Annotated in this window: 27 protein-coding genes; 17 read left to right on the top strand and 10 right to left on the bottom strand. The window is 72.2% G+C overall.

The annotated features are described in order from the left end of the window. Positions 1 to 6: 6 nt before the first annotated feature. Positions 7 to 765, top strand: a complete 759-nt coding sequence (locus tag P3T35_RS21140; RefSeq protein ID WP_143676734.1) for a (2Fe-2S)-binding protein — start codon at positions 7 to 9, stop codon at positions 763 to 765. Here P3T35_RS21140 and P3T35_RS21135 read toward each other — a convergent pair. Continuing rightward, complete coding sequence (locus P3T35_RS21135; protein WP_280707266.1) at positions 755 to 1,525, bottom strand: helical backbone metal receptor; 771 nt, start codon at positions 1,523 to 1,525, stop codon at positions 755 to 757. The two genes, P3T35_RS21140 and P3T35_RS21135, sit on opposite strands and share 11 nt — an antisense overlap. After that, positions 1,522 to 2,277 carry a (2Fe-2S)-binding protein gene (locus P3T35_RS21130; RefSeq protein WP_101379005.1) on the bottom strand — a complete coding sequence of 252 codons (756 nt, stop codon included), beginning with the start codon at positions 2,275 to 2,277 and terminating at the stop codon, positions 1,522 to 1,524. Before P3T35_RS21130 ends, P3T35_RS21135 begins: the two co-directional genes overlap by 4 nt. A gap of 91 nt (positions 2,278 to 2,368) precedes the next feature. Between P3T35_RS21130 and P3T35_RS21125 the strand changes: the two genes are divergently transcribed. Further along, the gene (locus tag P3T35_RS21125; RefSeq protein ID WP_101379004.1) at positions 2,369 to 3,406 is read left to right on the top strand and encodes a Ku protein; all 1,038 of its coding nucleotides are present in this window, start codon (positions 2,369 to 2,371) and stop codon (positions 3,404 to 3,406) included. Positions 3,407 to 3,503: 97 nt separating this feature from the next. Here the strand turns inward: P3T35_RS21125 and ligD are convergent, their stop codons facing one another. Then, complete coding sequence (gene ligD / locus P3T35_RS21120) at positions 3,504 to 4,400, bottom strand: non-homologous end-joining DNA ligase (protein ID WP_101379003.1); 897 nt, start codon at positions 4,398 to 4,400, stop codon at positions 3,504 to 3,506. 78 nt (positions 4,401 to 4,478) lie between these two features. Between ligD and P3T35_RS21115 the strand changes: the two genes are divergently transcribed. Continuing rightward, complete coding sequence (locus P3T35_RS21115; protein ID WP_101379002.1) at positions 4,479 to 5,531, top strand: PHP domain-containing protein; 1,053 nt, start codon at positions 4,479 to 4,481, stop codon at positions 5,529 to 5,531. A gap of 65 nt (positions 5,532 to 5,596) precedes the next feature. Here P3T35_RS21115 and P3T35_RS21110 read toward each other — a convergent pair whose 3' ends face one another. After that, positions 5,597 to 6,574, bottom strand: a complete 978-nt coding sequence (locus P3T35_RS21110; RefSeq protein ID WP_101379001.1) for a hypothetical protein — start codon at positions 6,572 to 6,574, stop codon at positions 5,597 to 5,599. 474 nt (positions 6,575 to 7,048) lie between these two features. Between P3T35_RS21110 and P3T35_RS21105 the strand changes: the two genes are divergently transcribed. Next, a complete protein-coding gene (locus P3T35_RS21105) occupies positions 7,049 to 7,471 on the top strand; it encodes a DUF4259 domain-containing protein (protein WP_101379000.1) in 423 nt (140 codons plus the stop codon). A 62-nt stretch (positions 7,472 to 7,533) separates the two neighbouring features. On the opposite strand, the gene P3T35_RS21100 is transcribed toward P3T35_RS21105, so the two are convergent. Both P3T35_RS21100 and P3T35_RS21095 read right to left on the bottom strand, forming a co-directional pair. Continuing rightward, positions 7,534 to 8,121, bottom strand: a complete 588-nt coding sequence (locus P3T35_RS21100) for a maleylpyruvate isomerase N-terminal domain-containing protein (protein WP_280707260.1) — start codon at positions 8,119 to 8,121, stop codon at positions 7,534 to 7,536. After that, positions 8,115 to 8,753: a TetR/AcrR family transcriptional regulator gene (locus P3T35_RS21095; protein WP_101378999.1), complete on the bottom strand. Its 639-nt coding sequence runs from the start codon at positions 8,751 to 8,753 to the stop codon at positions 8,115 to 8,117. Before P3T35_RS21095 ends, P3T35_RS21100 begins: the two co-directional genes overlap by 7 nt. Before the next feature lie 135 nt (positions 8,754 to 8,888). Between P3T35_RS21095 and P3T35_RS21090 the strand changes: the two genes are divergently transcribed. Both P3T35_RS21090 and P3T35_RS21085 read left to right on the top strand, forming a co-directional pair. Then, the gene (locus tag P3T35_RS21090) at positions 8,889 to 10,007 is read left to right on the top strand and encodes a Gfo/Idh/MocA family oxidoreductase (protein WP_101378998.1); all 1,119 of its coding nucleotides are present in this window, start codon (positions 8,889 to 8,891) and stop codon (positions 10,005 to 10,007) included. Positions 10,008 to 10,106: 99 nt separating this feature from the next. Next, positions 10,107 to 10,970, top strand: a complete 864-nt coding sequence (locus P3T35_RS21085; RefSeq protein ID WP_101378997.1) for a GNAT family N-acetyltransferase — start codon at positions 10,107 to 10,109, stop codon at positions 10,968 to 10,970. A gap of 14 nt (positions 10,971 to 10,984) precedes the next feature. Here the strand turns inward: P3T35_RS21085 and P3T35_RS21080 are convergent, their stop codons facing one another. Next, positions 10,985 to 11,662, bottom strand: a complete 678-nt coding sequence (locus P3T35_RS21080; protein ID WP_101378996.1) for an alpha/beta fold hydrolase — start codon at positions 11,660 to 11,662, stop codon at positions 10,985 to 10,987. Positions 11,663 to 11,863: 201 nt separating this feature from the next. Here P3T35_RS21080 and P3T35_RS21075 point away from each other — a divergent pair, with 201 nt between their 5' ends. After that, a complete protein-coding gene (locus P3T35_RS21075; RefSeq protein WP_101378995.1) occupies positions 11,864 to 12,127 on the top strand; it encodes a hypothetical protein in 264 nt (87 codons plus the stop codon). A gap of 73 nt (positions 12,128 to 12,200) precedes the next feature. Next, complete coding sequence (locus tag P3T35_RS21070) at positions 12,201 to 12,638, top strand: (2Fe-2S) ferredoxin domain-containing protein (RefSeq protein ID WP_280707253.1); 438 nt, start codon at positions 12,201 to 12,203, stop codon at positions 12,636 to 12,638. Positions 12,639 to 12,729: 91 nt separating this feature from the next. On the opposite strand, the gene P3T35_RS21065 is transcribed toward P3T35_RS21070, so the two are convergent. Then, positions 12,730 to 13,905 (bottom strand): globin domain-containing protein, encoded by a 1,176-nt coding sequence (locus tag P3T35_RS21065; RefSeq protein ID WP_101378994.1) that lies wholly within the window; start codon positions 13,903 to 13,905, stop codon positions 12,730 to 12,732. Positions 13,906 to 14,077: 172 nt separating this feature from the next. Continuing rightward, positions 14,078 to 14,518 carry an Rrf2 family transcriptional regulator gene (locus P3T35_RS21060; RefSeq protein WP_101378993.1) on the bottom strand — a complete coding sequence of 147 codons (441 nt, stop codon included), beginning with the start codon at positions 14,516 to 14,518 and terminating at the stop codon, positions 14,078 to 14,080. Between the two features lie 141 nt (positions 14,519 to 14,659). On the opposite strand from P3T35_RS21060, the gene P3T35_RS21055 reads away from it, so the two are divergent. Both P3T35_RS21055 and P3T35_RS21050 read left to right on the top strand, forming a co-directional pair. After that, on the top strand, positions 14,660 to 15,577 hold the full coding sequence (locus tag P3T35_RS21055; RefSeq protein ID WP_280707252.1) for a hypothetical protein: 918 nt from the start codon (positions 14,660 to 14,662) through the stop codon (positions 15,575 to 15,577). Between the two features lie 188 nt (positions 15,578 to 15,765). Beyond that, complete coding sequence (locus P3T35_RS21050; protein ID WP_280707251.1) at positions 15,766 to 16,566, top strand: DUF4389 domain-containing protein; 801 nt, start codon at positions 15,766 to 15,768, stop codon at positions 16,564 to 16,566. A gap of 22 nt (positions 16,567 to 16,588) precedes the next feature. On the opposite strand, the gene P3T35_RS21045 is transcribed toward P3T35_RS21050, so the two are convergent. After that, positions 16,589 to 17,335 (bottom strand): FCD domain-containing protein, encoded by a 747-nt coding sequence (locus tag P3T35_RS21045; RefSeq protein ID WP_348533425.1) that lies wholly within the window; start codon positions 17,333 to 17,335, stop codon positions 16,589 to 16,591. A 173-nt stretch (positions 17,336 to 17,508) separates the two neighbouring features. Between P3T35_RS21045 and P3T35_RS21040 the strand changes: the two genes are divergently transcribed. The 7 genes from P3T35_RS21040 (at position 17,509) to P3T35_RS21010 (ending at position 25,914) form a co-directional block, all read left to right on the top strand. Further along, complete coding sequence (locus P3T35_RS21040; RefSeq protein ID WP_101378991.1) at positions 17,509 to 19,056, top strand: amino acid permease; 1,548 nt, start codon at positions 17,509 to 17,511, stop codon at positions 19,054 to 19,056. Next, positions 19,053 to 20,411, top strand: a complete 1,359-nt coding sequence (locus P3T35_RS21035; RefSeq protein ID WP_101378990.1) for a glutamine synthetase family protein — start codon at positions 19,053 to 19,055, stop codon at positions 20,409 to 20,411. The genes P3T35_RS21040 and P3T35_RS21035 overlap by 4 nt, the downstream gene beginning before the upstream one ends. After that, positions 20,408 to 21,121, top strand: coding sequence for a gamma-glutamyl-gamma-aminobutyrate hydrolase family protein (locus tag P3T35_RS21030; RefSeq protein WP_218976632.1), 714 nt, complete (start codon positions 20,408 to 20,410; stop codon positions 21,119 to 21,121). Before P3T35_RS21035 ends, P3T35_RS21030 begins: the two co-directional genes overlap by 4 nt. Beyond that, positions 21,118 to 22,500 (top strand): aldehyde dehydrogenase family protein, encoded by a 1,383-nt coding sequence (locus P3T35_RS21025; RefSeq protein WP_101378989.1) that lies wholly within the window; start codon positions 21,118 to 21,120, stop codon positions 22,498 to 22,500. The genes P3T35_RS21030 and P3T35_RS21025 overlap by 4 nt, the downstream gene beginning before the upstream one ends. A gap of 4 nt (positions 22,501 to 22,504) precedes the next feature. Next, positions 22,505 to 23,275 carry a 3-oxoacyl-ACP reductase gene (locus P3T35_RS21020; RefSeq protein WP_101378988.1) on the top strand — a complete coding sequence of 257 codons (771 nt, stop codon included), beginning with the start codon at positions 22,505 to 22,507 and terminating at the stop codon, positions 23,273 to 23,275. Positions 23,276 to 23,365: 90 nt separating this feature from the next. Then, positions 23,366 to 24,784, top strand: coding sequence for an aldehyde dehydrogenase family protein (locus tag P3T35_RS21015; RefSeq protein ID WP_101378987.1), 1,419 nt, complete (start codon positions 23,366 to 23,368; stop codon positions 24,782 to 24,784). A gap of 50 nt (positions 24,785 to 24,834) precedes the next feature. Then, positions 24,835 to 25,914: a Zn-dependent alcohol dehydrogenase gene (locus P3T35_RS21010; protein ID WP_101378986.1), complete on the top strand. Its 1,080-nt coding sequence runs from the start codon at positions 24,835 to 24,837 to the stop codon at positions 25,912 to 25,914. Positions 25,915 to 26,029: the final 115 nt, after the last annotated feature.

The following is a 26,029-nucleotide window of genomic DNA, read 5'->3' as shown; positions in this document are numbered from 1 at the left end:
AATTCGATGGACGATGGACGATGGGAGGGGTGGTGCCCGGTGCTCTCCGGCGTGTACCAGCAGCTGGCGGCCTGTGCTCCGGCTTGGCGGATGCGGGTGCTGAGCGGGCCTCAAGCGGCGCCCGGGCCGGGCTGGGTGCGGGCCGACGGCTTCGCAGCGCGGATCGACGAGCTGGTCGCGGGGGAGGCGGCCCGGATCCTGACCGACCACGGCCGCGCGGTGCCCGCCCATGTGGCCGCCTCCCGGCTGCTGCACCACTACCTCTGGTCGGCCTGCCTGCTGGCCGGCGGGCCGTGGTACCTGGCCGACCTGGTGCCCGAGTTGAGTCCTTGCCAGGTGTGGCTGCACCCGGCCACCGGTGAGCTCGCCTGCCGCCCGGGGAGCTGTCGGACCGATGGATCGCCGGACCAACTGCGCGACACCATCGGCGAGTTCGCGGATCCGGCGGTGGCCGCCTTCCAGGCCGTCACCCGCCGCGGCGCGCGCGCCCTGTGGGGCATGGTGGCCGACGACCTGGTCTCCGGCATCTGGTACCTGGGCCGGATGCTCGACCGCGAGGAGCACGCCGCCACCCGGGCCGCCGAGCTGCTGCCCGGCGGCACGGCCCCGCTGCGCGGCCCGGCGGGCTTCCGCCGGTTGCCGGCCGGGGAGTTGACGAGGACCCGAGCCGGCTGCTGCATGTACTACGCGATCCGCCCGGCGGAGGCCTGCCTGACCTGCCCGCGCGTGGGCGACGCGGAACGAACCCGGCGGCTCACCGCCTGAGTTGTTCCCCCAGCACGGTCGGGGCGGCCAGCAACGACGGCCCGTACCAGGTGAGAGGGCGCCCGCTCAGCAGTGCGGCCGGGATGTCGGGGAAGGCCTCCGGTCCGTCGTCCGCCGTGAACCGGTACGGTTCGTCCGGCAGCACCACCAACTCCGGCTCAACCGCGAGCAGTTCGGGCAGCTTGATGGCCGGGTAGCGGTCCGGGTGCGCCTCGTACACATTCCGCACCCCGAGCCGTCGCAGCAGATCTCCCGCGAAGGTGTCGCGGCCGAGTACCATCCACGGCCGCCGCCAGATCGGCACCACCGCCCGGCGCGCCGGACCGGTCGGTACCGGCAGCTCCGCCCAGGCCCGCTCCGCCCGCACCAGCCAGGCCGGCCGCGGCAGCCCGCAGACCGCGGTGAGCAGGTGGTCCAGCGAGCGGAACGCCTGGTCGAGCGAGCGCACCTCGGTGACATGGACCGGCACCCCCGCCGCCCGCAGCGCGGCCAGGTCGGGCGCCCGGTTCTCCTCCTCATTGGCGATCACCAGATCAGGCCGCAGCGCCTGAAGCGCCGCCAGATCGGGATTCTTGGTGCCACCGATCCGCGCGACCTCCAGGCCCACCGGGTGACTGCACCAGTCGGTGGCGCCGACCAGCAGGCCGGGCGCGGTCACAGCCACCGCCTCGGTGAGCGAGGGCACCAGCGACACCACCCGCCGCACGGGGCCGTGCAGCGGGACGGGGTGGCCGAGGTCATCGATGAGGGAAGCGGTCACCGGGTCAGCGTATGGGACGAGATGTTCCCGGCACCCGCACCGGGGCTGACGGCGCTCCCGGGCGCGCGGTCGAAGACGCAGTCGCCGCACAGGCCGCCGCCCGGGATCCGGTAGTAGAGGCAGCAGCTGGTCCGCCGCAGCGAATCGCCCCGCAGGGTCCCGAGCAGCGGCTCGCGCGCCAGCAGCTCGCCGGCCACGGCGGCCACCCGGCGGTGGTCGGGCGCGGGAAGCTGTCGGCGCATCTGGCGCACCGTGCCGACCAGCGCGGACGCCGCGTTGCCCGCGAGCAGCCCGTCCGCGACGGAGGCGACCGCCTGCACGGCGGTGGCCAGCGGCGCGAGCGCACCGGCGATCGCGGCCCGGTGCACGTCCTCGGCGGGCGCGGGGCCGGCCGGCTGCGCGGCCGAGCCCGGTAGCCACAGGTCCAGCGGACCGTCCGCCGGCTGCCGCCAGTGCACGCGCTCCGCATCGAACTCCGGGACCAGCCCGCCGACCGCCAGCATGCCCAGCGTGACCGACCAGAAGCGGGCGGCGAGCCCCAGATGGGTGATTGACGCGGCCACCCGCGGCTCCGCCGTGCGCAGCTTCCCGGCGACCTCCCCGATCCGCACCGCCAGCGGCGCGCCCGGCCCGGTCGCGAAGAGCGCGCCCAGCGGCCGGTACCCGTCCGGCGGGACGGGACCGGTCTCGACGGCGAAGTAGGGGCCGAGGGCGCGGACGCCGCGAAGCACGGCGGCGGAGTCGGTGGTCATGCGGTCATGTCTACCGGACCTCGGTGGGCACCAGGGCACACCGGGGAGCACCATGGGAAGCCGAAGGGGGTGCCGAGGGAGGTAGGCGGCGATGGCCAGACCGATCTGGACGGGCACGCTCAGCTTCGGGCTGGTCGCGGTGCCGGTGGGGCTCTACTCGGCCACCGAGGACCATGCCGTGCACTTCCGGCAACTCCAGCGCGGCACCTCCGACCGGGTGCGCAACCAGCGGGTCAACGAGCGCACCGGCGAGGAGGTCGGCTTCCGCGACATCGTCAAGGGCTACGAGCTGGCCGAGGGCGAGTACGTCGTGGTGGAGCCCGAGGAACTGGAGCAGATCTCGCCGGGACGGTCCAAGTCGCTCGACATCAGCGGCTTCGTCGACCTGGGCCGGATCGATCCGATCTACTTCGACAAGACGTACTACCTCGGGCCGCGCGGCGCCGAGTACGCCAAGGTGTACGGGCTGCTGCACCGGGCGCTCGCCGAGACCAACCGGGCCGGGCTCGCCAGTTTCGTGATGCGCGGCAAGCAGTACCTGGCGGCGGTCCGGGTGGAGGGCGACGTGCTGGTGCTGCAGACCATGCACTACGCGGACGAGGTGCGCGATCCGCACCGCGAGATCGACAACCTGCCGGACCAGCCGGTGACGCCCTCGGAGAAGGAGCTGGCAGTGGCCTGCCAGCTGATCGAGGCGCTCAGCACCGACTGGGAACCGGACTCGTACCACGACAGCTACACCGCCCAGGTCCGCGAACTGGTGGAGGCCAAGCTCGAAGGCAAGGAGGTCGTGGTCGCCGAGCCGGCACCGGAGTCGACCAATGTGGTGGACCTGATGGCAGTGCTGGAGCGCAGCCTCAAGCAGGCCGGGGAGAGCGGCGGCCAGGAGGAGGAACCGAAGGCGGCCGGGAAGAAGGCCTCGGGGCGGAAGGCGGCCGCGCCCGCGCAGCAGGCAGCGGAGCCGCCCGCCGAAGCGGAGGGCGATCTGACACAGCTGAGCAAGGCCGAGCTCTACCGGCTGGCGACCGAGCGCGAGGTGCCGGGCCGCTCCTCGATGACCCGGGACCAGCTGCTGGCCGCCCTGCGGGAGCAGGCGCCGAAGAAGCGCAGGCTGCGCGCGGTGTCGTAACCGCGTCGGTCGACACCGCGTCGGTCGACACCGCGTCCGGTCGATACCGTGTGCGGTTGACGCAACGCCGCGTCCGGACGATCAGCCGGGCAGCGGGTCAGCCGGGCAGCGTGCCGGCCGCGCCCGGGTCGGCGAGCGCGGCATGCGGATCGCCGCGGTCGGCGACGCGCTCGGCCACGGCGTCGGGCGTGAACGCCAGGTCTTCCGCACGGCGGCAGGCGGCCAACTCCGGCCAGTCGAGCGGCGCCGAGACGGCCGGCTCCGGCCGGGCCCGCAGCGAGTAGACGGCGGCCGTGTTCTTGGCGCTGTTGTTCTGCGACCAGTCCACGAAGACCCGCCCTGGCCGCAGCTGCTTGGCCATCTGGTCGACCACAAGATCCGGCAGCGCCCGCCGCAGCCGCCGGGCCAACTCCCGCGCGTAGTCGGAGACTTGCTCGGCAGGTGTGTCGACCAGCGCCACCGTCAGGTGCAGGCCCTTGCTGCCGGTGGTCTTCGGGAAGGCCGTCAGACCGTCCGCCGCCAGCAGCTCACGCGCGGTGAGCGCCACCACGCAGCACTCCAGCAGCCCGGCGCCCTCGCCCGGGTCCAGGTCGATGATCAGCCGGTCGTGGGTGTCGGGCTGCTCCCGCCACTGCGGCACATGGACCTCCAGGCAGCCCAGGTTGGCGGCCCAGAGCAGCGTCGGCAGATCGCCCACCACCACCTGCGGCATGGTCTCCTGACGGTGCGTCACCGCGAGTCTCGGCACCCAGGCGGGCGAGCCGGACGGCACCCGCTTGGCCCAGAACTGCTGGCCGGTGACCCCTTCCGGCAGCCGCAGGAAGCTGGCCGGCCGCCCCGCCAGGTGCGGCAGCATGGCCGGTGCCACCCGGGTGTAGTAGTGCAGCATCGCGGCCTTGGTGAAACCGCTGCCGGGGTAGAGGACGCGGTCCAGGTGGGTCAGGCGCAGTCGGCGGCCCGCCACCTCGGTGACCGTCGCCGTCGGATCGGTCATGGCACCGATAGTGGCAGGCCGCCCGCTCCGGCGCCCGCTGGACGCGCGGTGGCGTGGCCGCTGTCGGACGATGGGGGCATGGATCCTGTCGAGGCCCTGGAGCGGATCGCCTTCCTGCTGGAGCGGGAGCAGGCCTCCACGTACCGGGTTCAGGCGTTCCGCAACGCCGCCGACGTGGTGCGCAACCGGTCCGAGCTGCCCCGGACGGCCGCCGGGCTGGCCGCGCTGCCGGGAGTCGGCCCGGTGACAGCTGCCGTGATCGCCGAGGCACTGGCCGGGCAGACCCCGGACTACCTGGCCGAGGTCGAGGCGCGGGCCGGCGAGGCACTGCCGCCGCTCACCGGGGCGGCGGCCGAGCTGCGGGCCGCGTTGCGCGGCGACTGCCATCTGCACTCGAGCTGGTCGGACGGCGGCAGCCCGATCGAGGTGATGGCCCGCACCGCAAAGGAGTTGGGCCATGACTGGGCGGTGCTGACCGACCACTCGCCGCGCCTCACCGTGGCCGGCGGGCTGAGCCCGGAGCGGCTTCGCGAGCAACTGCACGTGGTCGCCGAGGTGAACCGGCAGCTGGCGCCGTTCCGGCTGCTCACCGGGATCGAGTGCGACATCCTGGAGGACGGCTCGCTGGACCAGGAGGACGAGCTGCTGGCCGAGTTGGACGTGGTGGTGGCCTCGGCCCACTCCAAGCTGCGGATGGCCGCGGTGCCGATGACCCGCCGACTGCTGGCCGCGGTGCGCAATCCGCTGGTCGATGTGCTGGGTCACTGCACCGGACGGCTGCTCGGCCCGGAGCGGGGCGGTGGACGCAGTGTGCGGGGCGGTGGCAAGGGGCGTCCCGAGTCGAGCTTCGACGCGGCGGAGGTGTTCGCCGCCTGTGTCGAGCATGGCACCGCCGTGGAGATCAACTCCCGTCTGGAGCGCCTGGATCCGCCGATGCGCCTGCTGCGCGAGGCGGAACAGGCCGGCTGCCTCTTCGCCTTGGACACCGACGCCCACGCGCCGGGCCAACTCGCCTGGCAGGACTACGGTTGCGAGCGGGCCGCCGAGGCCGGCGTGCCGGCGGCTCGGGTGATCACCACCTGGACGGTGGATCGGCTGCTGGACTGGACTCGCGACCACCAGGACCGGTAGCGGGGGTGGTCCCCGCAGGACGGGCCTGCGGGGACCGGGTTCTGACTAGCCGTCAGAGTGGTGGATCAGGAGGACATCGCGCAGCCGCCGGCGTTGTTGCTCCAGGTGGGCTGCATCGCGAAGCTGCCGGTGGGCAGCGAGATGTTGCCCAGGTTCTGCCAGGCGCACAGGTCGCCGTTCTCCGAGCCGTCGGAGGCCACCCAGCCGCTGGACGGCTCCGGGTCGGTCAGCGACTCGGCGTACTCGTGGCCGCCGACGATGCTGAAGCCGTCGAGCTGGTTGCCGACCGAGTTGGCGCCGCAGCTGGAGCCGGCGTCGAGCACGTACGGCATGTTGGTGTAGGAGACGTTGCCGTTCCAGTCGTGCCAGGCGCAGAAGCCGCTGTTCGGGAAGCCGTCGGGCGAGGTGCCGCTCGGGCTCATCACCACGATCTGCACGTCGGAGCCGGAGACGCCGAAGTGCTGGGCGCCGACGTTGGCCTCGGCGGCGATGTCCGCCTGGGCGGCCGACGCGGGCGCGGCGCCCGAGTCGTCGACCCAAGTGCCGCCGAGCACGGCGCCGTTGAAGCTCGGGCCGGAGCCGCTGTTGTCGGTGTACTGCGAGGTCACGGTGGACCAGGTGTCCTGCGAGGTGCCCAGGCCGCTGAACAGGTTGGTCTGGTACTGCTGGACGCCGTTGCTGTCACTGTCCCACTGGTTACCCCAGAAAACGAGGTAAACGGTGACGTTGTGCTCCACCGGACCGCCGTTGTAGGCCAGGGTGCCCGAGGCGGCCGGGGCGGCGGACTTGGCGGTGAGACCCTTGGCGTTGAAGCCCTTGGCGCCCTTCATCGAGATGACGCCGTGGCGGCCGTGGGTCTGGACCTGCATCTCCTGGCCGTGCGTGCGCACGGTGTGCACGCCGGCGTCGACGCCGGCCGGAGCGGGCGAGGCGGTGCTGGTGGTGGCACCGCCGATCAGGCCGGCCACGGCGAGTGCGGCCACGGCGGCGGTGCGGCGCAGGCGGCGGGAGGTGGGGGTTCGGTGTTCGCGCAAGTCGCGCATCCCGGGGCTCCTTGGTGATTGGTGTGGGGGCCAATTGGGGTCGCGCAGTCTGGGGTGCCCCGGCCGCGAGCCGGGGGCGGGTCCGCCGAGGTCATCGGTGGGGACTGCGCGGGTGCTGGGCGTGCACCGGTGGCGCCGGGGTGCGGCGACAAGTCGGTGCGCACTAGCGGGATTTCACGGGTGGCCCGGTGCCGCTGGGGCCGGCAGTTGGGGGTGCCGGGATTGCGTCCGGGCCGGTTGACCGGTGCTCATCAAACAGCATCGGGGTACTCCCAGCAATACTTCAGGAAGTCTCAGTTGGCAGATTTGGCGAACTGTTGACCGGCTTGACCAGCCATTGGGGGACTGGCCGGGCGAGCTGAGGTGTTCGAATTCTCCGCGTGTGCGACGTACGACGCGAACCCGCTCTGACCAGTCGAACTGTCAGTGGCGCGTGGCAGTCTGAGGGCGGTGTTTCGAACAGTGGGAGGAAGCATGGGGACGTGGGACGTCGGCTCGTTCGACAATGACGCGGCGGCCGACTTCGCCGGTGAGCTGGATGAGGCCGTCGAGGGTGAGCGCGCCGAGCTGGTGCGGGCGGCGCTGCGTGCGGTGCTCGCCGAAGACGGCTACCTGGACGGCGATTTCGGTGAGCGTGCGGTGGCCGCCGCGGCACTGGTCGCCGCGTACTGCCCGGGTGGTGAACCGGTGAACCCTGTGTACGGTCCGCGAAGGCCGGTGCCAGGACTGGGTGGTGAGCTGCCCGCGCTGGCCGCGGCGGCCCTGGATCGGGTGGTCGCGGCAGGCTCCGAACTGGCCGAGCTGTGGGACGAGTCGGGGGAGGGCGAGCGCTGGCGAGGGCGGATCGCCGCACTGCGAGCGGTGCTGGCGGCCGATCCCCGGCGCGGTGGAGCCTGATGGTTCACTGAGCGCCGTTGGCCTGCCGGTGCGTTGACGACGCACCGGCAGGCCGGTGGCGTTCACTGCGGCAGCGCGGCCTTCCAGACCCAGGAGGTGAGCGGCTGATGGCCCGCCAGGTCGCCGCGGCCGGTCTGCCAGAGCAGCACCTCGGTCGGCTCGCCCGCCGGCGCGCTGGGGAAGAGCCGGGCCAGCACCCTGGCGCTCACCTCGATGGGCGGACGCCAGTCGAGCCCCAGGCCCTGCGCGATGTCATGGGTGTGCAGCAGCGTTTCCGCAGTGCCCATCGCGGCGAACCCGGTCGGGTCGGTCGGCCCCCAGTGCCAGGCCCGCAGGTTCGGGTCCGCCGCGTCCAGCGTGGTGCTCAACAGCCGTCCGGCGGCGCTGATCAGCCGCAGCAGCTGGTCGGGGCGAGCGGTCGGCTGCGCCTGGTAGTCGACGGGCAGATAGCCGTCCGGCACGCCCGTGGCGACCTGGCCGGCGTAGGCGAGCAGGTCGTGGGCGATATGGGCGGCGGTTTCCCAGCAGCTCCAGGTCAGCCCGCCCGCCGGCGCCGTCCAGTCGGCGCCGGTGTGCGGGGTCAGCAGCTCGACCGTCTCGCGAACCGCGCGGTCGACGTCACGGGCGTTCATCGGGGTGTCGGTCAGCACGGCGCCTTCCCGGGGAGAGCAGTGGTGGGGACGGGGGTGCGCAGGCCGTCGAGGAGGACGCCCAGGGTGCGCCGCCACTGGTCCTCGGTGGCCCGCAGGCCCAGGGTGTTCCGGCCGGTGGCGATCGAGGCGAGCAGGAACGGGACGTCCTGCCAGGCCACGTCTGACCGCATCACGCCCGTTTCCTGGGTGCGTTCGACCAGCAGTCGGAACCGCTCGCGCAGCGATGCCAGGGTGGCGTCGAGGCCCTCTCCGCAGGCGCCGCCGAGCGCCTCGCCGATTCCGCAACTCTCGCTCCGCAGCCCGACGTAGGCGGCCGCGAACTCGCTCAGCCCCTGCCACGGGTCCGGGTGCGCCAGTGCTCGGTCGGCGGCCTGGATGGTCTCGCCGAGCACCTCGTCCAGCACCGCCAGCAGCAGCATCTCGCGGGACGGGATGCGGCGGTAGAAGGTGCCGACTCCGACTCCGGCGCGGGCGGCGATCTCATGGGCGCTGGCGTCCACGCCGGTCTCGGCGATCGCCATCCGGGCGGCGGTGACCAGTCGTTCGACGTTCCGGCGTGCGTCGGCGCGGGGTTGACGACCCGTCGGGTCGATCAGCAGCCGCTCCACGGCACTTATGGGCGTGTCCATGCGGTGAGTCTATCGGGCGAGCCGGATAACTGGACCAAAGCTGTCCGCTTCGCTAGGCTTCCCGGGAAAGCGGACACGATCTGTCCGTTTAACGGATGGGCATATGAACACAGAGCGAGGGGCGGGGCTGTGAGCATGAGTGAGAAGCGGATCCGGGTGGGCATCATCGGGGTCAACACGGAGCTGGGGTGGGCCAAGCGGGCGCACATCCCGGCGCTGCGATCGCTGCCGGACTACGAGATCACGGCGGTCGGCACCAGCCGGATCGAGAGCGCCCGCGCGGCGGCCGCACACTTCGGGGTGGCGCACGCCTTCGCCGACGCCCGGCAGCTCGCCGAGCACCCCGAGGTCGACCTGGTCGCCGTCACGGTCAAGGTTCCCCACCATCTGGAGCTGGTGCAGGCCGCGCTGGCCGCCGGCAAGCACGTCTACTGCGAGTGGCCGCTGGCCCGCATCACCGAGGAGGCCGAGGCGCTGGCCTCGGCCGCCGAGGCGGCCGGCGTGCACCATGCGATCGGACTGCAGACCCGCTACGTGCCCGCGGTGCTGCGGGCGCGCGAGCTGATCGAGGAGGGGTACCTGGGCGAACTCACCTCGGTCACGGTCTACTCCGGCCGCGCCAAGGGCGCGGGCGATCGGATGCCCGAGTGGGCCGTCTACACCCTGGACCGCACCAACGGCGCCGGCACCCTGGAGGTGGCAGGCGGCCACACGCTGGACGCCGTGCAGCACCTGACCGGCGAACTGGCGCGAGTACAGGCCGAGTTGTCCGTGCGTCGGACTTCCTACCTGGTGGGCGAGACGAGCGAGCGGGTGTCGGTGACCAGCCCCGACCAGGTGCTGCTCGGCGGGACGCTGCCCGGCGGTGCGGTGGTCTCCGCGCACATCCATGACGGCAAGGTCGCCGGAGCCGGAACCCGAGTGGAACTCGCCGGGACCGAGGGGGTGTTGGTGCTGGAATCCACCGGACCGGCCGGCCCCTCCGGCATCCAGATGGGCGAACTGCGCCTGCTCGGCTCACGCACGATCGTCGGCGAGCTCGCCGAACTCCCACTGCCCACACGGCTGTTCGCGGTCGGCGCGGCGGAATCCGGGCTGGAGGGCTTCCATGTGGCACAGCTCTACGCCCGGTTGGCCGCCGATCTGCGCAGCGGCGAGCGGACGGTGCCGGACTTCACGGACGGGCTGCGCCTGCACCGACTGCTGGACGCGGTGCGGCGATCGGACGCCACCGGACAGCGGCAGCGGCTCTGAGGTTCAGATGGGCCGGGCGGAAAAGGAGTTGCGCTCGGGGTGGGCCTGCCGTTGGGTACCGCAGGACAGCCGTGCGTCACCCAACGTTCTGGAGCACTCTTGCGCATCACCGCCCTGACCGACCCCGACCCCTCGCCAACCAGCCGCCGCCTGGCCTGGCTTGCCGAGGACGAGGCCGGCCACCCGATCGGCTCGGCCTTCCTGCGGCTTCCCACCGCTGCGGGCCGGGACCACCTGGGCGAGCTGATGTTGGCCGTGCACCCCGCCGATCGCCGGGCGGGTGTCGGATCCGCCTTGCTGGCGCAGGTGGTGGCGGCGGCCGGGGCCGAGCAGCGGCGCTGCGTCATCGCCCAGGTCGAGGAGGGCTCGCCCGGCGACGCCTTCCTGGCGGACCGCGGGTTCCGGCGGGCGGCGACTCTGGAGTACGTGCGCCTGGCGTTGGACTCGGAGGCGCCGCCCGTGCCCCACGGGCCCGACGGCTACCAACTGCTGCACTGGGACGGCATGGTGTCGGACGAGCTGGCCGAGGCCTTCGTGGCCGCGCGCTCGGCGATGGACGACATGCCGATCGGCGAGGCCGACTTCGGCCGGGTGGTCTGGGACGTGCCCCGGATGCGGGCGGCCGCCGACGCGGTCGCGGCCCGCGGCGAACTGCTCTGCACCATGGCGGCCGTAGAGACGGCGAGCGGCGAGTTCGTCGGATTCACCGAGCTGGTGCTGGCCGGTGACGGGACCGGCGACGCCCAGCACTACGGCACGGCGGTGCGGCCCGAGCACCGGGGTCGCGGGATCGCGCGCTGGCTGAAGGCGGCCCAGATCGACACGGTGCGCGCGGAGTTCCCCCGGCTGGCCGGCCTGCTGACCGACACCGCCGAGGAGAACGCCGCGATGCGCCGGGTGAACGCCGCCCTCGGATACCGGACCACCCACCGGACGCATCTGTACCAGCTGGACCTGTCCTAGCGCCCGCTGCTCGATCAACTCACCTGGGCGAGAAGGAGCTTCACCAGGTAGTCGGGCGCGTCGCGGATGATGTCGTGCCCGATCGGCAGTGACTCCACCGTCCAGCTCGGGTCCTGGCGCAGCCGCTCGTAGGTGGCCAGGAACGGGCTGCCCTCGAACCCGCTGGAGTGCACATAGGTGCGGCGGTTCACCTGCTCGTGCGCACCGGTCAGCCGGATCCGCTGCAGCTTGGTGGCCAGCGGGTGGGAGGTGACCCGGGCGTCCTTGGCGGTGAGGAACGCCGGGGGAACCATGGCGAAGCCGTTGCCGGCCGCAGCCGCCAGCGTCTGCTGCCGCCAGTCGGCCGGGAGGATGTCGAGCTCCGACTCGCCGTCGCGCGGGGCGAACGAGTCCAGGTAGACCAGCGACGCGATCCGCTCCGGCCGGCGGTCGGCCGCCCCGGTGATCGGCATCCCGCCGTAGCTGTGGCCGACCAGGATCGCGTCCTCGATCTCCTCGTTGTCGAGCGCCTGGACGATGTCCTCGATGTGGGTATGCAGGTTGATCGAGGCGTTCAGCAGGTGGTTGCGCTCGCCGACGCCGGTCAGGGTGAGTGCGTGCACGGTGTGGCCGTGCCCGCGCAGTTCCTCGGCGATCGGGCCGTACCACCAGCCGCCGTGGTAGGTGCCGGGGACGAGGACGAACGTGGCCATGGGGTGCTCCCTCGGTCGATCGGGTTTCCGCGTTGCTCGTCCTCCACTCTGGCTCAGCGTCAGATAGAAGTCCAAGATCTAGAACATCTGGTTGGCATAACCATTCATTATCAAGGCCGGTTGGGGCACTCGGTACGGCCCGGTGCGCGTTGATCCTGGAGATGGAGAGCGCGGCGATGCTGGTCCCGGAGAGGTGCGCCGATGAGCAGTGCGGAGCCGCCCACCGAGGGCGAACCGGTCGGGGGCGAGCCGGGTGAGCCGGGCGAGTCGGGGGACTGGGACGAGGTCGAGCTGGACGAGGCGTTCGTGCGCGCGGCCCCGGTGATCGAGCCGTCCGGCCGGGCCCGGATGCTGGCCGCCCGCTGGCGCCGGGAGCCGCCCGAGCCGCAGCCGTGGCGCTCCGACCGGCCGCCGGCGGGCTGGTTCTGGAGCCGGGTGCGTCGGCGGCGCCGGTGGCGGGGGTGATCGGTGGCGGGGGTGATCGGTGGCCGCTCGTCTAGACTCCCGGCGGGACATGGCGCGGAGCTTGGGCAGGGGTATGGGACGTCGGGACAAGGGCAAGGGCACGGACAAGGGCGCGGACAAGCGCACGGGTGCGGCGGGCAGCGGTGCGCCGCGTTGCACGGTGACGGTCTGCCGGGGCTGCTGCTGCGGCACGCCGAAGGTGCCGGGCCTGGACCACGCGGCCCAACTCACCGATCTGCGCACCTCGCTGGCGGGCGTGGCCGGGGTGCGGCCGGTGGGCTGCCTGGACGCCTGTGACCGCGCGAACGTGATCGTCATACAGCCGTCGGGTGAGGGTCGGCGGGCCGGCGGCCGTCCGGTCTGGCTCGGCTTCGTCAACGACCCGGACGCCGCGCGGGACATCACCGCCTGGGTCGAGGCGGGCGGTCCGGGGCTGGTGGACCCACCGGACATCCTGGAGCTCTACACCTTCAGCCCGTCGCGCCGGATCCGCGAGTCGCTGGACGGCTGACCGTGCCACGGCCCCTCGCGCAACCATCCCTGGCATCAGGGGAGTTGGCGCCAGGGATGGCCAGCGTGCGCCGGTCGGGCAGGCAGCGGGATCAGGCGCCGGCGAGCCAGAGATCCGGGCCGAAGACCTCGTAGTGGATCGCCGCGGCGGGCAGCCCGGCGGCCAGCAGCTGGCTGCGGGCGGCGCGCAGGAAGGGCAGCGGGCCGCAGAGGTAGGCGGTGGCGCCGGTGGGCAGGTCGAGCGTGCCGAGGTCGATCAGGCCGGTGCGGTCGGCCGGCCAGTCGCCCTCCGGGCTCTCGTACCAGACGTGGGCGGCGGCGTCGGGCAACTTGGCGGTCAGCTCGGCCAGGTCGGTACGGAAGGCGTGCTCGGCGGGCGAGCGGTCGGCGTGCACCGAGATCACCTGGCGCTGTGAACCAGTAGCCACCAGGTGGTCGAGTATGCCGATCATCGGCGTGCACCCGATCCCGGCGGAGACCAGCAGCACCGGCGCGTCGCTCTGCTCGTCCAGCAGGACGTCACCGAACGGCAGGCTGACCCGCAGCTCGCCGTCGACCTCGACGGCGTCGTGCAGGAAGCCGGATACCTCGCCGTCGCGCTTGACCGTGAAGCGCAGCTCGCCGTCCGTGCGGCCGGACAGGCTGTACTGCCGGATCTGCCGTGCGCCGTCCGGGAGTTCGACCTGCACTGAGACGTACTGGCCCGGGCGCGTCGCGGGCAGCGCGGTGCCGTCGGCCGGACGCACCCCGAAGGTCACCACCTGCGGCGTCTCGCTGCGCCGGGTCACCACCCGGTACTCCCGCCAGACCTCGCCCGCCGACACCCCGGACTCCTGGTAGAGCCGGTTCTCGATGCTGATCAGCGCGTTGGCCATCAGCCAGTAGACCTCGTCCCAGGCGGCGGCGACCTCGGGGGTGACCGCCGCGTCGAGCACCTCGACGATGGCGCCGAACAGGTGCTCCCGCACGATCGGGTAGTGCTCGGCGCCCACGCCCAGCGAGGCGTGCTTGTTGGCGATCCGGCTCAGCATCACGTCCGGGCGGGCGTCGGGGTGCTCCACCAGTGCCGAGGCGAACGCGGCGATCGAGCCCGCGAGCGCCTGCTGCTGGGCGCCGGAGGCCTGGTTGCCACGGTTGAACAGGTCGCGCTCGAGCTCCGGGTGGGCGGCGAAGAGGCGGCGGTAGAAGATCGTGGTGATCTCCCCGATGGCTCCGCCGACGACGGGCAGGGTGGCCCGAATGGTGGCCGTGGCGCTGGCAGACAGCATGTGGGGGCTCCAAACTGGTAGATCAGATTCGCATTTGACGGCATAGGCGGGCGTCAGCGGGCATCGACAGGCCCCGACGGGCGCCAATGGGCGTCGACGGCACCGAGTGCGCGGGCGCGCGCTGACACCACCCCGGGCCGGACGGCACGGGACCACCCGGGTTCCGGCGGATTCAGCCGGTGGGACGCGGACTCAGTGCGAGCAGCACCGGGCCGGTCGGCGGCGCCACCAGGTCCTGGATGGAGAGCGGGTCCAGCGAGGCGTAGAACGCCTCCTGGGCACCGCGCAACGCTCCGCGCAGCCGGCAGGCGGCGCGCAGCGGGCACGGCGGGTCGTCCTCACAGCCGACCGGATCGCCGACGCCCTCCAGGTCCCGCACCAACTGCCCGAGCGAGCCGGTCAGTCCCGCCTGGGTGAGTGACAGTCCGCCGCCATTGCCGCGTCGGGCCGTCACCACTCCCAGGTGCTGAAGCCGGCTGACCACCTTGGCCGCGTGCGTATACGGCACGTCGACTGCGGCGGCCACCTCTCTGGTGGTCGGATGCTGCTCCTGCAGAACCGCCAGACGCATGGCGATCCGCAGGGCGATGTCCGTTCCCTTGGTCAGTCGCACGGTTACACGGTAGCAATTGGTATCTGTGATGCGTATTAGGGGGTGGTGTGAACGGTGGTCGCTCGGCTTCCCCCGATCGGGGGAGCGGGATCCCCGGGCAGGGGGAGGTGCCCCAGGGGGCGGCACTGCGAGCGTGGGCGCATGCGATCGACACGGCGGGTACTCGGCTGGGCACTGACCTACGGCCTCTACGGCCTGTTCTGCGCGGTGCGCGGGACACCGCTCTTCTGGCGCGGCCCGCACCCCGGACCGGCCGCGCTGGACTGGGCGGTGGTCGCGGTGGCCGCCGTGGCCGGGCTCGGCGCGCTCACCGCACGGCGCGGTGTGCTGCTCGCCGGTTGTGCGCTGGCCGCTGCCGGGGCCTTCGGGCTGCTGATGGAGGTGATCGTCCTGCTGACGGGGGAGCAGGTGGACAGCTGGCCGGCCGCCGGGCAGCAGGCGCTCGCTGCCGTCGGCACGCTGCTGCTCTGGCAGGCGGTCCGCGAACGGCGGCCCGCCGCGCCGACCCGCCTCAGTGGGTGGCTGACGGTGCGACGGCCCAGGCTGCTGGCGGCAGTTGGGACCGTCTGCTTCGTGCCCTATGTGGTGATGAAGCTGACCTGGGCCACCGGCGGCACCTTCGCGGGCGCCAGCGGCGCGGAGATGGTGGCGACCGCCCGGCGCAACGGTGCGTCGGGGATCTGGCTCACCCTGGAGTCCTGGGGATTGGACGTCACGGCCCTGCTGGCCGCGCTCGGCGTGGTGCTGCTCTGGGGGCTGGTCCGGCCCTGGGGCGAGGTGTTCCCGCGCTGGCTGCTCGGGCTGGCCGGTCGACGGGTGCCGCGCTGGCTGCCGCTCACCCCGGCAGTGCTCGGCGCCGCCACCCTGGCGCCGTACGGGGTGGTCGGCAGCGGGTACCTGCTGCTCACCATGGTCGGGGCGCTGCCCGCCAGCGCCCCGGGTGACTTCCACACGGTGGACAACGCGCTGCTCGCCGGCTGGATCGGGATCGGTGCGTTCGGCGTCTACGGGGTGTCGCTCGCCCTGGCAGCCCGCGCGTACTGGCTGCGTACCCGCTGACCGGTGGGCCGCAGCTGCCGGCCGGCGGGCCGTAACCCTGATCGCAGGTGCCCGACGTCCGTTCGGATGCCTGCGGATGCAGGGCGCGGCCGCTGCTGCGACGGTGGCTGGCAGGACTCCGGTCACGAGCGGTGAGTCACGAACGGTGGGTCACGAGCGGTGGGTCACGAGCGGTGAGGAGTGCGGCCATGGCAGAGGTGGCGGGCGGCTGGTCGATGCCGGTGGCGGCGGGGCCGCCGGAGTTCCTGCCGGTGCTGGACGTACCCGAGCCGGGGCGGCAGCGCCGGCTCACCGTCCTCTTTCGGTGGCTGATCCTGATCCCGCACCTCATCGTGGTCTGGGTGCTGTCGATCGCGGCGTTCTTCGCCGCCATCGTCGGCTGGTTCGCCGCCCTGCTCACCGCGCAGCTGCCCGCGCCGATCGCCCGCTACCTGTCCAACTTCCTCGGCTACGACGCCCGGTTGACGGTCAGCCTGTTCCTGCTGATCGACCGCTATCCACCGTTCTCGCTGCGCCAGCCGCCGGAGTATCCGGTGCGGATCGAGGTGCGGCCGGGGCAGCTCAACCGGGCGGCGGTGTTCTTCCGGCTGATCCTGATGATCCCGGCCGCGATCATCAGCGGTCTCCTGGGGGCCGGCTGGCTCGTGCTGGCGTTCTTCATCTGGCTGTGGACGCTGATCACGGCCCGGCTCCCGCGACCGCTCTTCGAGGCGACCGCCGCGCTGGTCCGCTATCGGATGCGGTTCATCGCGTACAGCCTGATGCTCACCTCGGCCTATCCCAAGCGGCTGTTCGGCGACCCGCCGACCGATGAGCCCCCGCAGTCGGCCACCCGGCCGCTGCTGGTCGGCATGGCGGGCAAGGTGCTGCTGGTGGTGTTCCTGATCCTGGGGCTCGGCGCCGACCTCAGCAGCTCGGTCACCAGCTCCTCCAACTCCAACAACGACAACAACGGCACCATCAACACGGCACCGGGTTACGGACGCTGATGCTCCTTCAGCCCAAGCCCCTTCAGCCCAAAAACCCGCGCAGCAGCGCAGCGGTGCCGGCCAGGTGCTCCTCGGTGGCGCGCCGGGCGCCGGCCACGTCGCCGGCCAGGATCGCCTCCACCATCGCCCGGTGCTGGTGCGAGGAGTGCTCGATGTTCCGGTCCAGCACCGGGATCGCGTTCAGCAGGTCGTTGAGCCGCATCCGGCTCTCGGCGACGCCCGCGGCCAGCGAGTGCGAGCCGGTCACCTCGGCGATCGCCAGGTGGAACCGGGAGTCCAGGCGGCGGTACTCGTCGGGCCCGGCGGCCTCCAACTCGGTCAGCCGGCCGCACAGGTAGCCGCGCTGCTCCTCGGTCAGCCCGCGCCGGGCGGCCTGTTCGGCGGCGCCGCTCTCCAGGACCAGCCGGTAGGTCAGGGCGTCCTCCAGCTCGGCGCCCATGTCCCGTACGGCCCGGCGCAGTTCGCCGAGGTCGGGCGGCGGCAGCCGGTAGGTGACGAAGGTGCCGCCGTACCTGCCCCGGCGGGACTCCACGCAGCCGGCGGCCTGCAGCGAGTGCAGCGCCTCGCGCAGGGTCTCCCGGCTGATGCCGAGCCGGACCGCCAACTCCCGCTCGGGAGGCAGCCGGTCGCCGTAGCCGAAGATGCCGAGCTTGACGGCCTCCAGGATGCGCTGGACGGTCTCCTCGAAGGCGTTGCCGGTCCGGACCGGGCGGAAGATCGCGCCGCCCTGCCAGTCCATCCGCGGGTCGCCACCGCCAGCTATGTCCACATCGGAATCGTACCCAGGTGCTATCTCGGTGACCGCTCGGCAGGTGCCCTTGACGGGGCAGCTGTCCAGGCGGGAGCATGCCTGGCAAGTCAATGGTCTGGTTCCGGGCCATTGGTGCCACAGTGCCGTGGGCGCATGTTTCGGATCCCCCACCGAACCCCCGAGGGGTGCGCATGTCCTCCGACCATCCAGCCGCCGACCACCCTGCCGCACAGGTGTTGCCGGCGACCACCGCCGATGTTTCCACCGACGAACAGCGACTCCGCGAGCTGGGCTATACCCAGGAGCTGGCCCGCTCGCTCTCCGGCTTCTCCAACTTCGCGGTCTCCTTCTCCATCGTCTCGATCCTCTCCGGCTGCCTGACCCTCTACGGCTACGGCATGACCACCGGCGGCCCCGCGCTGATCACCTGGGGCTGGCCGCTGGTCGGGGCGATGACGCTCTGCGTGGGGCTGGCGATGGCCGAGATCTGCTCCAGCTATCCGACCGCGGGCGGCCTGTACTTCTGGGCCGCCAAACTGGCGGGCCGCAACGCCCCGGCGTTCAGCTGGATAACCGGCTGGTGCAACTTCATGGGTGGCGTCGCGGTCACCGCCAGCGTCGACTACGGCGCCGCCACCTTCACCAACGCCCTGCTCGACCTGCGCTTCGGCTATGCCGCCAGCCCGGTGCACACCGTGGAGATCTTCGCGGTGATCCTGCTGCTGCACGGGCTGCTCAACAGCTTCGGGGTCCGGCTGGTGGCCGTTCTCAACACCGTCAGTGTCTGGTGGCACCTGGTCGGCGTGCTGCTGATCGTCGGCGCACTGGCCGTGCTGCCGCACCACCACTCCTCGGCGGGCTTCGTGTTCGGGCACTTCGTCAACGAGACCGGCTTCCACAACCCGCTCTACGTGGCCCTGCTCGGCCTGCTGCTCGCCCAGTACACCCTGACCGGCTACGACGCCTCCGCGCACATGACCGAGGAGACCAGGGACGCCGCCCGGTCCGGGCCGCGCGGGATCGTCAACTCGATCGCGATCTCGCTGGTGGCCGGCTGGATCCTGCTCCTCGGGCTGACCTTCGCCATCCGGTACTACGACCCGGAGGTCAACACCCCCACTCAAGTGCCGCCCGCACAGATCTTCCTGGACGCGCTCGGCACCAGCGGCGCCGAACTCCTGCTGATCATCGTGATCGGCGCCCAGTTCTTCTGCGGGATGGCCTCGGTCACCGCCAACTCCCGCATGGTGTACGCGTTCTCGCGAGACGGCGCGCTGCCCGGCGCCAAGCTCTGGCACCGCATCGACCCGCGCACCCAGACCCCCAACAACGCCATCTGGCTGGGCACCGGCGGGGCGTTCCTGCTCGGGCTGCCCGCGCTGTGGAACTCCACCGCCTTCGCGGCCGTCACCTCGGTCTCGGTGATCGGCCTCTACCTGGCCTATGTCATCCCGGTCTACCTGCGGCTGCGCCTGGGCGACGGCTTCGAGCGAGGCCCATGGCACCTGGGACGCTGGAGCCGGCCGATCGGCATCGTCGCGGTCGGCTGGACGGCGCTGATCACCGTGCTCTTCATGCTTCCCACCAAGTACCCGATCACCGTAGGGAACTTCAACTACACCGCCGTCGCGATCGCCGTGGTGCTGGGCTTCTCGGGGATCTGGTGGCTGGCCTCGGCCCGCCACTGGTTCACCGGACCGCGCATCCAGGACGCCGCGACGAGTCAGGAGCAGCCTTGAGCGGCACCCGATTGACGCTGGACCAGCTCCGCGAGCGAGTCGCCGACGGAAGCATCGACACCGTGGTGCTCGCGGCCACCGACATGCAGGGCCGGCTGCAGGGCAAACGGCTGGCGGCCGACTACTTCCTCAGCGATGTGCTGCCGCACGCCGCCGAGGGGTGCTCCTACCTGCTGGCCGTGGACGTCGAGATGAACACGGTCGACGGCTACGAGGTCTCCTCCTGGGAGAACGGCTACGGCGACCTGGTGATGGTGCCCGACATCGGGACCCTGCGGCTGATCCCCTGGCACCCGGGCACCGCCATGGTGCAGTGCGACCTCGCCACCCAGGACGGCACCCCGATCTCGGTCTCGCCCCGGCAGATCCTGCGCCGCCAACTGGATCGGCTCGCCGGATACGGCTGGCAGGCCTATGCGGGAACGGAGTTGGAGTTCATCACGTTCCAGGACAGCTATGAACAGGCCTGGGATCGGGACTACCGGGAGCTCACCCCGGCCAACCAGTACAACGTGGACTACTCGATCCTGGGCACCGGGCGGATCGAGCCGCTGCTGCGCCGGGTGCGCAACTCGATGGCCGGCGCCGGCCTCACCGTGGAGTCCGCCAAGGGCGAGTGCAACCTCGGCCAGCACGAGATCGCCTTCAAGTACGCCGAGGCGCTGACCACGTGCGACGACCACGTCGTCTACAAGACCGGTGCCAAGGAGATCGCCGCGCAGGAGGGCGTCAGCCTCACCTTCATGGCCAAGTACGACGAGCGCGAGGGCAACTCCTGCCACATCCACCTGAGTCTGCGCGACGCCACCGGCGATCCGGTGTTCGCCGGCGACGGCCCGCACGGCTTCTCCCGCACCATGGAGCACTTCCTGGCCGGACAACTCGCCTGCCTCGCCGAGTTCTCGCTGCTACTTGCCCCCAACATCAACTCCTACAAGCGCTTTGTGCCGGGCAGCTTCGCGCCGACCGCGATCGCCTGGGGACGCGACAACCGCACCTGCGCGCTGCGCGTGGTCGGCCACGGCCCCTCGCTGCGGTTCGAGAACCGGGTGCCCGGCGGCGACGTCAACCCCTACCTCGCCGTTGCCGCCCTGATCGCCGCCGGGCTGCACGGAATCGAGCACCAGCTGGAGCTGGAACCGGAGTTCACCGGTAACGCCTACGCCTCCAACGCGCCCCGGGTGCCCGCCACACTGCGCGAGGCGGTGGCCGCCTTCGCGCAGAGCGAGCCGGCCGCGCAGGCCTTCGGCAAGGACGTGGTGCGTCACTACACCCATGCGGGCCGAGTCGAACTGGCCGCCTTCGACGCGGCGGTGACCGACTGGGAGCGCCGGCGCGGATTCGAGCGGCTGTGACCGGGGCGCCGCTGGTGGGGATCACCAGCTACCTGGAACCGGCCACCTGGGGCGGCTGGGAGCGGTCCGCCGCGCTGATCCCGCAGCAGTACGTGGACGCGGTCACCGCCGCCGGCGGCACCGCCGTGCTGCTGCCCGCGCAGCCCGGCGAGGCACCGCAGCGCCTGCTGAACCGGCTGGACGCCCTGGTGGTCTCCGGCGGCCCGGACGTCGACCCCGCCCGCTACGGCAGCGAGCCGCACCCGCGCACCGGAGCGCCCCAAAGCCTGCGCGACGAGTGGGAGTTGGCGCTGCTGCGCGGTGCGCTCGACAACGACCTGCCGGTACTGGCGGTCTGCCGCGGCATGCAGGTGCTCAATGTGGCCTTCGGCGGCACCCTGGTCCAGCACCTCCCGGACCGAGTCGGCGATGAGACCCATCAGATCGCCCTCGGCGAGTTCTACCGCCGCACCGTGACGGTGCAGTCAGGCTCCAAGCTCGGCGTGATCCTCGGCGAGCGGCCCGAAGTGCTCTGCTACCACCACCAGGCCGTGGACCGGATCGGCACCGGCCTGCGTCCGGTGGCCTGGAGCGAGGACGGCACGGTGGAGGGCCTGGAGCTGCCCGACGCGCGCTTCGCGCTCGGCGTGCAGTGGCACCCCGAGGCCGACCCGACGGACGGCCGGCTGTTCCGCGCCCTGGTCAACACCCTGGAGGAGAAGACAGCGTGACCCCGACCGACGCAACGACCTTCGAGGTGGTCAACCCCGCCACCGAGGAGGTGATCCGGACCGTGCCGCTGGCCGGCCTCGCCGAGACCGACGCCGCCGTCGCCAAGGCCAAGGCCGCATACGACAGTTGGCGTAAGGTGGCGCCGGCCGACCGGGCCAGACTGCTGCGTGCCTTCGCCGCCGCGGTGGACGCCGACCGGGACCACCTGGCCGCGCTGGAGGTGGCCAACGCCGGCCACACCATCGGCAACGCCCGCTGGGAGGCCGGCAACGCCCGCGATGTGCTGGAGTACTACGCCGCGGCGCCGGAGCGGCTGTTCGGGCGGCAGATCCCGGTGGCCGGCGGCATCGACGTGACCTTCCAGGAGCCGCTGGGCGTGGTCGCCGTCATCGTGCCCTGGAACTTCCCGCTGCCGATCGCGGCCTGGGGCCTGGCCCCGGCCCTGGCGGCCGGCAACACGGTGGTGCTCAAGCCCGCCGAGCTGACCCCGCTGACCGCCCTGCGGCTGGCCGAACTCGCCCTGGCCGCCGGCCTGCCGGAGGGCGTGCTGCAAGTGCTGCCCGGTCACGGCCGGGTGGCCGGCCGACGGCTGGTCGGCCACCCGGACGTCCGCAAGGTGGTCTTCACCGGCTCCGCTCGGGTCGGCAAGGAGATCGCCGCGGTCTGCGCCGACCAACTCAAGCCGGTAACCCTGGAGTTGGGCGGCAAGAGCGCCAACATTGTGTTCGCCGACGCCGATCTGGCCAAGGCCGCCGCCACCGCGCCCTACGCGGTCTTCGACAATGCCGGGCAGGACTGCTGCGCGCGCTCCCGGCTGCTGGTGCAGCAGGGCGTCTACGAGGAGTTCCTGAGCCTGCTGGAACCGGCGGTGCTGGGCGTGCGGGTGGGTGACCCGGCGGACGAGCGGACCGAGATGGGCCCGCTGATCTCGGCCGCCCATCGGGACCGGGTGGCGGGCTTCCTGTCCGATGGCGATCTGTCAGTTCACTTGCGGGGCACGGTTCCTGACGGCAAGGGCTTCTGGTTCCCGCCCACCGTGCTGGCGCCGGTGGCAGCGGACTCGCGGGTGGCCACCGAGGAGATCTTCGGCCCGGTGCTCAGCGTGCTGCCGTTCACCGACGAGGCCGACGCGGTGCGCCTCGCCAACGCCACCGACTACGGGCTGTCCGGCTCGATCTGGACCAGGGACGTGGGCCGGGCGCTGCGCGTGGCCCGGGAGCTGGAGTCGGGCAACCTGTCGGTCAACTCGCACTCGTCGGTGCGCTACTCGACACCGTTCGGCGGCTTCAAACAGTCCGGCCTGGGGCGCGAGTTGGGGCCGGACGCACTGAACGCCTTCACCGAGACCAAGAACGTCTTCATCTCGACCGAGGAGTAATGCTATGACGACGAACCGTCTGGACGGCCGAGTTGCCGTGATCACCGGTGCCGGCAGCGGCATCGGCCTGGCCAGCGCCCGGCGGCTGGCCGCCGAGGGCGCCAGGGTGGTCTGCGCGGATGTGGACGAGCGCTCCGGCAAGGCAGCGGCCGCCGAGGTCGGCGGGCTGTTCGTGCCGGTCGACGTGACCGACGAGGCGGCGGTCGAGGCGATGTTCCAGACCGCGGTGGACACCTACGGCAGCGTGGACATCGCCTTCAACAACGCCGGCATCTCGCCGCCGGATGACGACTCGATCCTCACCACCGGCCTGGACGCCTGGCGGCGGGTCCAGGAGGTCAACCTGACCAGCGTCTACCTGTGCTGCAAGTACGCCATCGGGCACATGCAGCGCCAGGGCAAGGGATCGATCATCAACACCGCGTCGTTCGTGGCGGTGATGGGCGCGGCCACCTCGCAGATCTCCTACAGCGCCTCCAAGGGCGGGGTGTTGTCGATGTCCCGCGAACTGGGCGTGCAGTTCGCCCGGGAGGGGATCCGGATCAACGCGCTCTGCCCGGGCCCGGTCAACACCCCGCTGCTGCGCGAGCTGTTCGCCAAGGACCCGGAGCGGGCCGCCCGCCGCCTGGTGCACATCCCGTTGGGCCGGTTCGCCGAGCCCGAGGAGATCGCGGCCGCGGTCGCCTTCCTGGCCAGCGACGACTCCTCGTTCATGACCGCCAACACCTTCCTGGTCGACGGCGGTATCTCGGGTGCCTATGTCACACCGCAGTGACCCAGGCGCCTCCTTGCGCTGAGCGGGGACCGGGGCGTTGACTAGCGCTGGTAGTTAACGCCCCGGTAGCAGTGCTAGGAGAGGACCACCGTGCAGCAGCATGCGGACCAGTACATCGGCGGCGGCTGGCGGCCCAGCCTGGGCGGTGGCGCCCTGGAGGTGCGCAACCCGGCCACCGAAGAGGTGATCGCCACCGTGGCGGCGGGCACCGCGGCCGACGTCGACGCGGCGGTGGCCGCCGCCCGCGCGGCCGCCCGGGACTGGGGCCTGACCAGCCGCGAGGAGCGGCTCGCGCCGCTGACCCGGTTGCGGGACGGCCTCGCGGCCCGCCAGCAGGAGATCGCCGAGACCATCGTCGCCGAGCAGGGCAGCCCGATCGGCTTCGCCACCGGCGTGCAGGCCGCCCTGCCGCTGCTGGTGGCCTCCTCCTACGTGGAACTGCTGGCCGGCTACGAGTTCCAGGAGAAGATCGGCAACTCCACGGTCTACGCCGAGCCGGCCGGGGTGGTCGCCGCGATCACGCCGTGGAACTACCCGCTGCACCAGGTGGTCGCCAAGGTGCTGCCGGCGCTGGCCGCCGGCTGCACCGTGGTGCTCAAGCCCGCTGAGGACACCCCGCTGGTGGCCCGGCTCTTCGCCGAGCTGGTGGACCAGGCGGGCTTCCCGGCCGGCGTCTTCAACCTGGTCACCGGGGTGGGCAGCGAGGTCGGCGCCGCGCTGGCCGCGCACCCCGGGGTCGACCTGGTCTCGTTCACCGGCTCGACCGCGGTGGGCCGCTCGATCGCCGAGCACGCCGGGCGCGGCATCAAGAAGGTGGCCCTGGAGCTCGGCGGCAAGTCGGCCAACGTGGTGCTGCCCGGCGCGGACCTGGGCCGGGCGGTCAACGTGAACGCGGCCAACGTCTTCGCCAACTCCGGCCAGACCTGCACCGCCTGGACCAGGCTGCTGGTGCACCAGGACCAGTACGAGGAGGCGGTGGCGATCGCCGCCAAGGCCGCGGCCAAGTACCAGCCCGGCGATCCCACCAGCGCCGAGACCCGGATGGGCCCGCTGGTCAGCGCCAAGCAGCGGGAGCGGGTGCGCGGCTACATCCGCGCCGGTGTCGAGCAGGGCGCCCGGCTGGTGGTCGGCGGCGCCGAGGCGCCGAACGGCCTGCCGACCGGCTACTACGTGCAGCCCACGGTGCTCGCCGATGTCACGCCCGAGATGACGGTGGCGCAGGAGGAGATCTTCGGCCCGGTGCTCTCGATCATCGCCTACCGCGACGAGGACCACGCCCTGGAGATCGCCAACGGCACCGAGTACGGCTTGGCCGGCGGTGTCTGGGCGGCCGACGAGGCGACCGCCGCCGCCTTCGCCCGCCGGATGGACGCGGGCCAGGTGGACATCAACGGCGGCCGGTTCAACCCGCTGGCGCCCTTCGGCGGCTACAAGTCCTCCGGCGTCGGGCGGGAGTTGGGCCGGCACGGGCTGGAGGAGTTCCTGCAGACCAAGTCGATCCAGTTCTGACCCGGCTACCAAGCACCCCAAGACACCTTCAATCTTGTAAAGGACGGGCGATGGTTCGCGCTGCCCTGCTCACCGCCGTGGGCGCCCCGCTGGAACTGGCCGAGATCGAACTGCCCGAGCCGGGGCCCGGCCAGGTGCGGGTCCGCCTGGCCGCGGCCGGCGTCTGCCACTCCGACCTGTCACTGGCCAACGGTGTGCTGCGGGCACCGGCCCCGGTGGTGCTCGGCCACGAGGGCGCCGGCACCGTGACGGCCGTCGGGGAGGGCGTGACCACGGTCCGCCCCGGCGACCAGGTTGTTCTCAACTGGGCTCCGTCCTGCGGTAGTTGCCACTTCTGCGAGATCTCCGAGCCATGGCTGTGCGAGCGTGCCGCCGACGCCTACGGCCAGACCTACGGCACCCTGGCGGACGGCACCGGCGTCTACCCGGGCCTGGGTGTGGCGGCCTTCGCCGAGGAGACCGTGGTCGCCGAGCGGGCCCTGCTGCCGCTGCCCGACGGCGTGCCGCTGGCCTCGGCCGCCCTGCTCGGCTGCGCGGTGCTCACCGGGTACGGCGCGGTGCACAACGCGGCGCGGGTGCGGGCCGGCGAGTCGGTGGTGGTCTACGGGCTCGGCGGGGTCGGCCTCGCGGTGCTGCAGGCGGCCCGGATCGCCGGCGCCGGGCCGATCATCGCCGTCGACGTCAGCCCCGAGAAGGAGGAGCTGGCCCGCCGCCACGGCGCCACCGACTTCCTCCTCGCGGACGACCAGACCGCCCGTGCGGTAAGGAAGTTGACGGACGGCTACGGCGCCGACCACGCCATCGAGTGCGTCGGCCGGGCCGGCACCATCCGGGCCGCCTGGTCCGCCACCCGGCGCGGCGGCCACACCACGGTGGTCGGCATCGGCGGCAAGGAGGACATGGTCTCCTTCTCCGCCCTGGAGCTGTTCCACTTCGCCCGGACGATCAGCGGCTGCGTCTACGGCAACAGCGACCCGGCCCGGGACATCCCGGTGCTGGGCGAGCACGTCCGGGCCGGCCGACTGGACCTGGAGGCGCTGATCACCGACCGGATCGCGCTGGCCGACATCCCGGCCGCCTTCGAGCGGATGGCGGCCGGGCGCGGCGGGCGCTCGCTGGTGGTGTTCTGAGCCCGCACGCGTGATGGGCCGCTCCCCGCGAAGGCGGGGGAGCAGCCCATCGGCGTTGCTTGAAGCACTTGCTTAGGCGTCGCGGAGCTGGCAGCCGTTGGCCAGGTGCTCTGGC

The sequence above is a fragment of the Kitasatospora sp. GP30 genome (assembly GCF_029892145.1).
Classification (GTDB): Bacteria; Actinomycetota; Actinomycetes; order Streptomycetales; family Streptomycetaceae; genus Kitasatospora; species Kitasatospora acidiphila.
The sequence above is the reverse complement of the archived record's forward strand: the minus strand, read 5'-3'. Positions and strand labels throughout refer to the sequence as shown.

Bases quoted from the DNA above. Each gene is read 5' to 3' on its own strand.
- P3T35_RS21140 (WP_143676734.1), top strand. From the start codon at position 7: ATGGACGATGGACGATGGGAGGGGTGGTGCCCGGTGCTCTCCGGCGTG.
- P3T35_RS21130 (WP_101379005.1), bottom strand. From the start codon at position 2,277: ATGACCACCGACTCCGCCGCCGTGCTTCGCGGCGTCCGCGCCCTCGGC.
- P3T35_RS21125 (WP_101379004.1), top strand. From the start codon at position 2,369: ATGGCCAGACCGATCTGGACGGGCACGCTCAGCTTCGGGCTGGTCGCG.
- ligD (WP_101379003.1), bottom strand. From the start codon at position 4,400: ATGACCGATCCGACGGCGACGGTCACCGAGGTGGCGGGCCGCCGACTG.
- P3T35_RS21115 (WP_101379002.1), top strand. From the start codon at position 4,479: ATGGATCCTGTCGAGGCCCTGGAGCGGATCGCCTTCCTGCTGGAGCGG.
- P3T35_RS21110 (WP_101379001.1), bottom strand. From the start codon at position 6,574: ATGCGCGACTTGCGCGAACACCGAACCCCCACCTCCCGCCGCCTGCGC.
- P3T35_RS21105 (WP_101379000.1), top strand. From the start codon at position 7,049: ATGGGGACGTGGGACGTCGGCTCGTTCGACAATGACGCGGCGGCCGAC.
- P3T35_RS21095 (WP_101378999.1), bottom strand. From the start codon at position 8,753: ATGGACACGCCCATAAGTGCCGTGGAGCGGCTGCTGATCGACCCGACG.
- P3T35_RS21090 (WP_101378998.1), top strand. From the start codon at position 8,889: ATGAGTGAGAAGCGGATCCGGGTGGGCATCATCGGGGTCAACACGGAG.
- P3T35_RS21080 (WP_101378996.1), bottom strand. From the start codon at position 11,662: ATGGCCACGTTCGTCCTCGTCCCCGGCACCTACCACGGCGGCTGGTGG.
- P3T35_RS21075 (WP_101378995.1), top strand. From the start codon at position 11,864: ATGAGCAGTGCGGAGCCGCCCACCGAGGGCGAACCGGTCGGGGGCGAG.
- P3T35_RS21070 (WP_280707253.1), top strand. From the start codon at position 12,201: ATGGGACGTCGGGACAAGGGCAAGGGCACGGACAAGGGCGCGGACAAG.
- P3T35_RS21065 (WP_101378994.1), bottom strand. From the start codon at position 13,905: ATGCTGTCTGCCAGCGCCACGGCCACCATTCGGGCCACCCTGCCCGTC.
- P3T35_RS21055 (WP_280707252.1), top strand. From the start codon at position 14,660: ATGCGATCGACACGGCGGGTACTCGGCTGGGCACTGACCTACGGCCTC.
- P3T35_RS21050 (WP_280707251.1), top strand. From the start codon at position 15,766: ATGGCAGAGGTGGCGGGCGGCTGGTCGATGCCGGTGGCGGCGGGGCCG.
- P3T35_RS21040 (WP_101378991.1), top strand. From the start codon at position 17,509: ATGTCCTCCGACCATCCAGCCGCCGACCACCCTGCCGCACAGGTGTTG.
- P3T35_RS21020 (WP_101378988.1), top strand. From the start codon at position 22,505: ATGACGACGAACCGTCTGGACGGCCGAGTTGCCGTGATCACCGGTGCC.
- P3T35_RS21010 (WP_101378986.1), top strand. From the start codon at position 24,835: ATGGTTCGCGCTGCCCTGCTCACCGCCGTGGGCGCCCCGCTGGAACTG.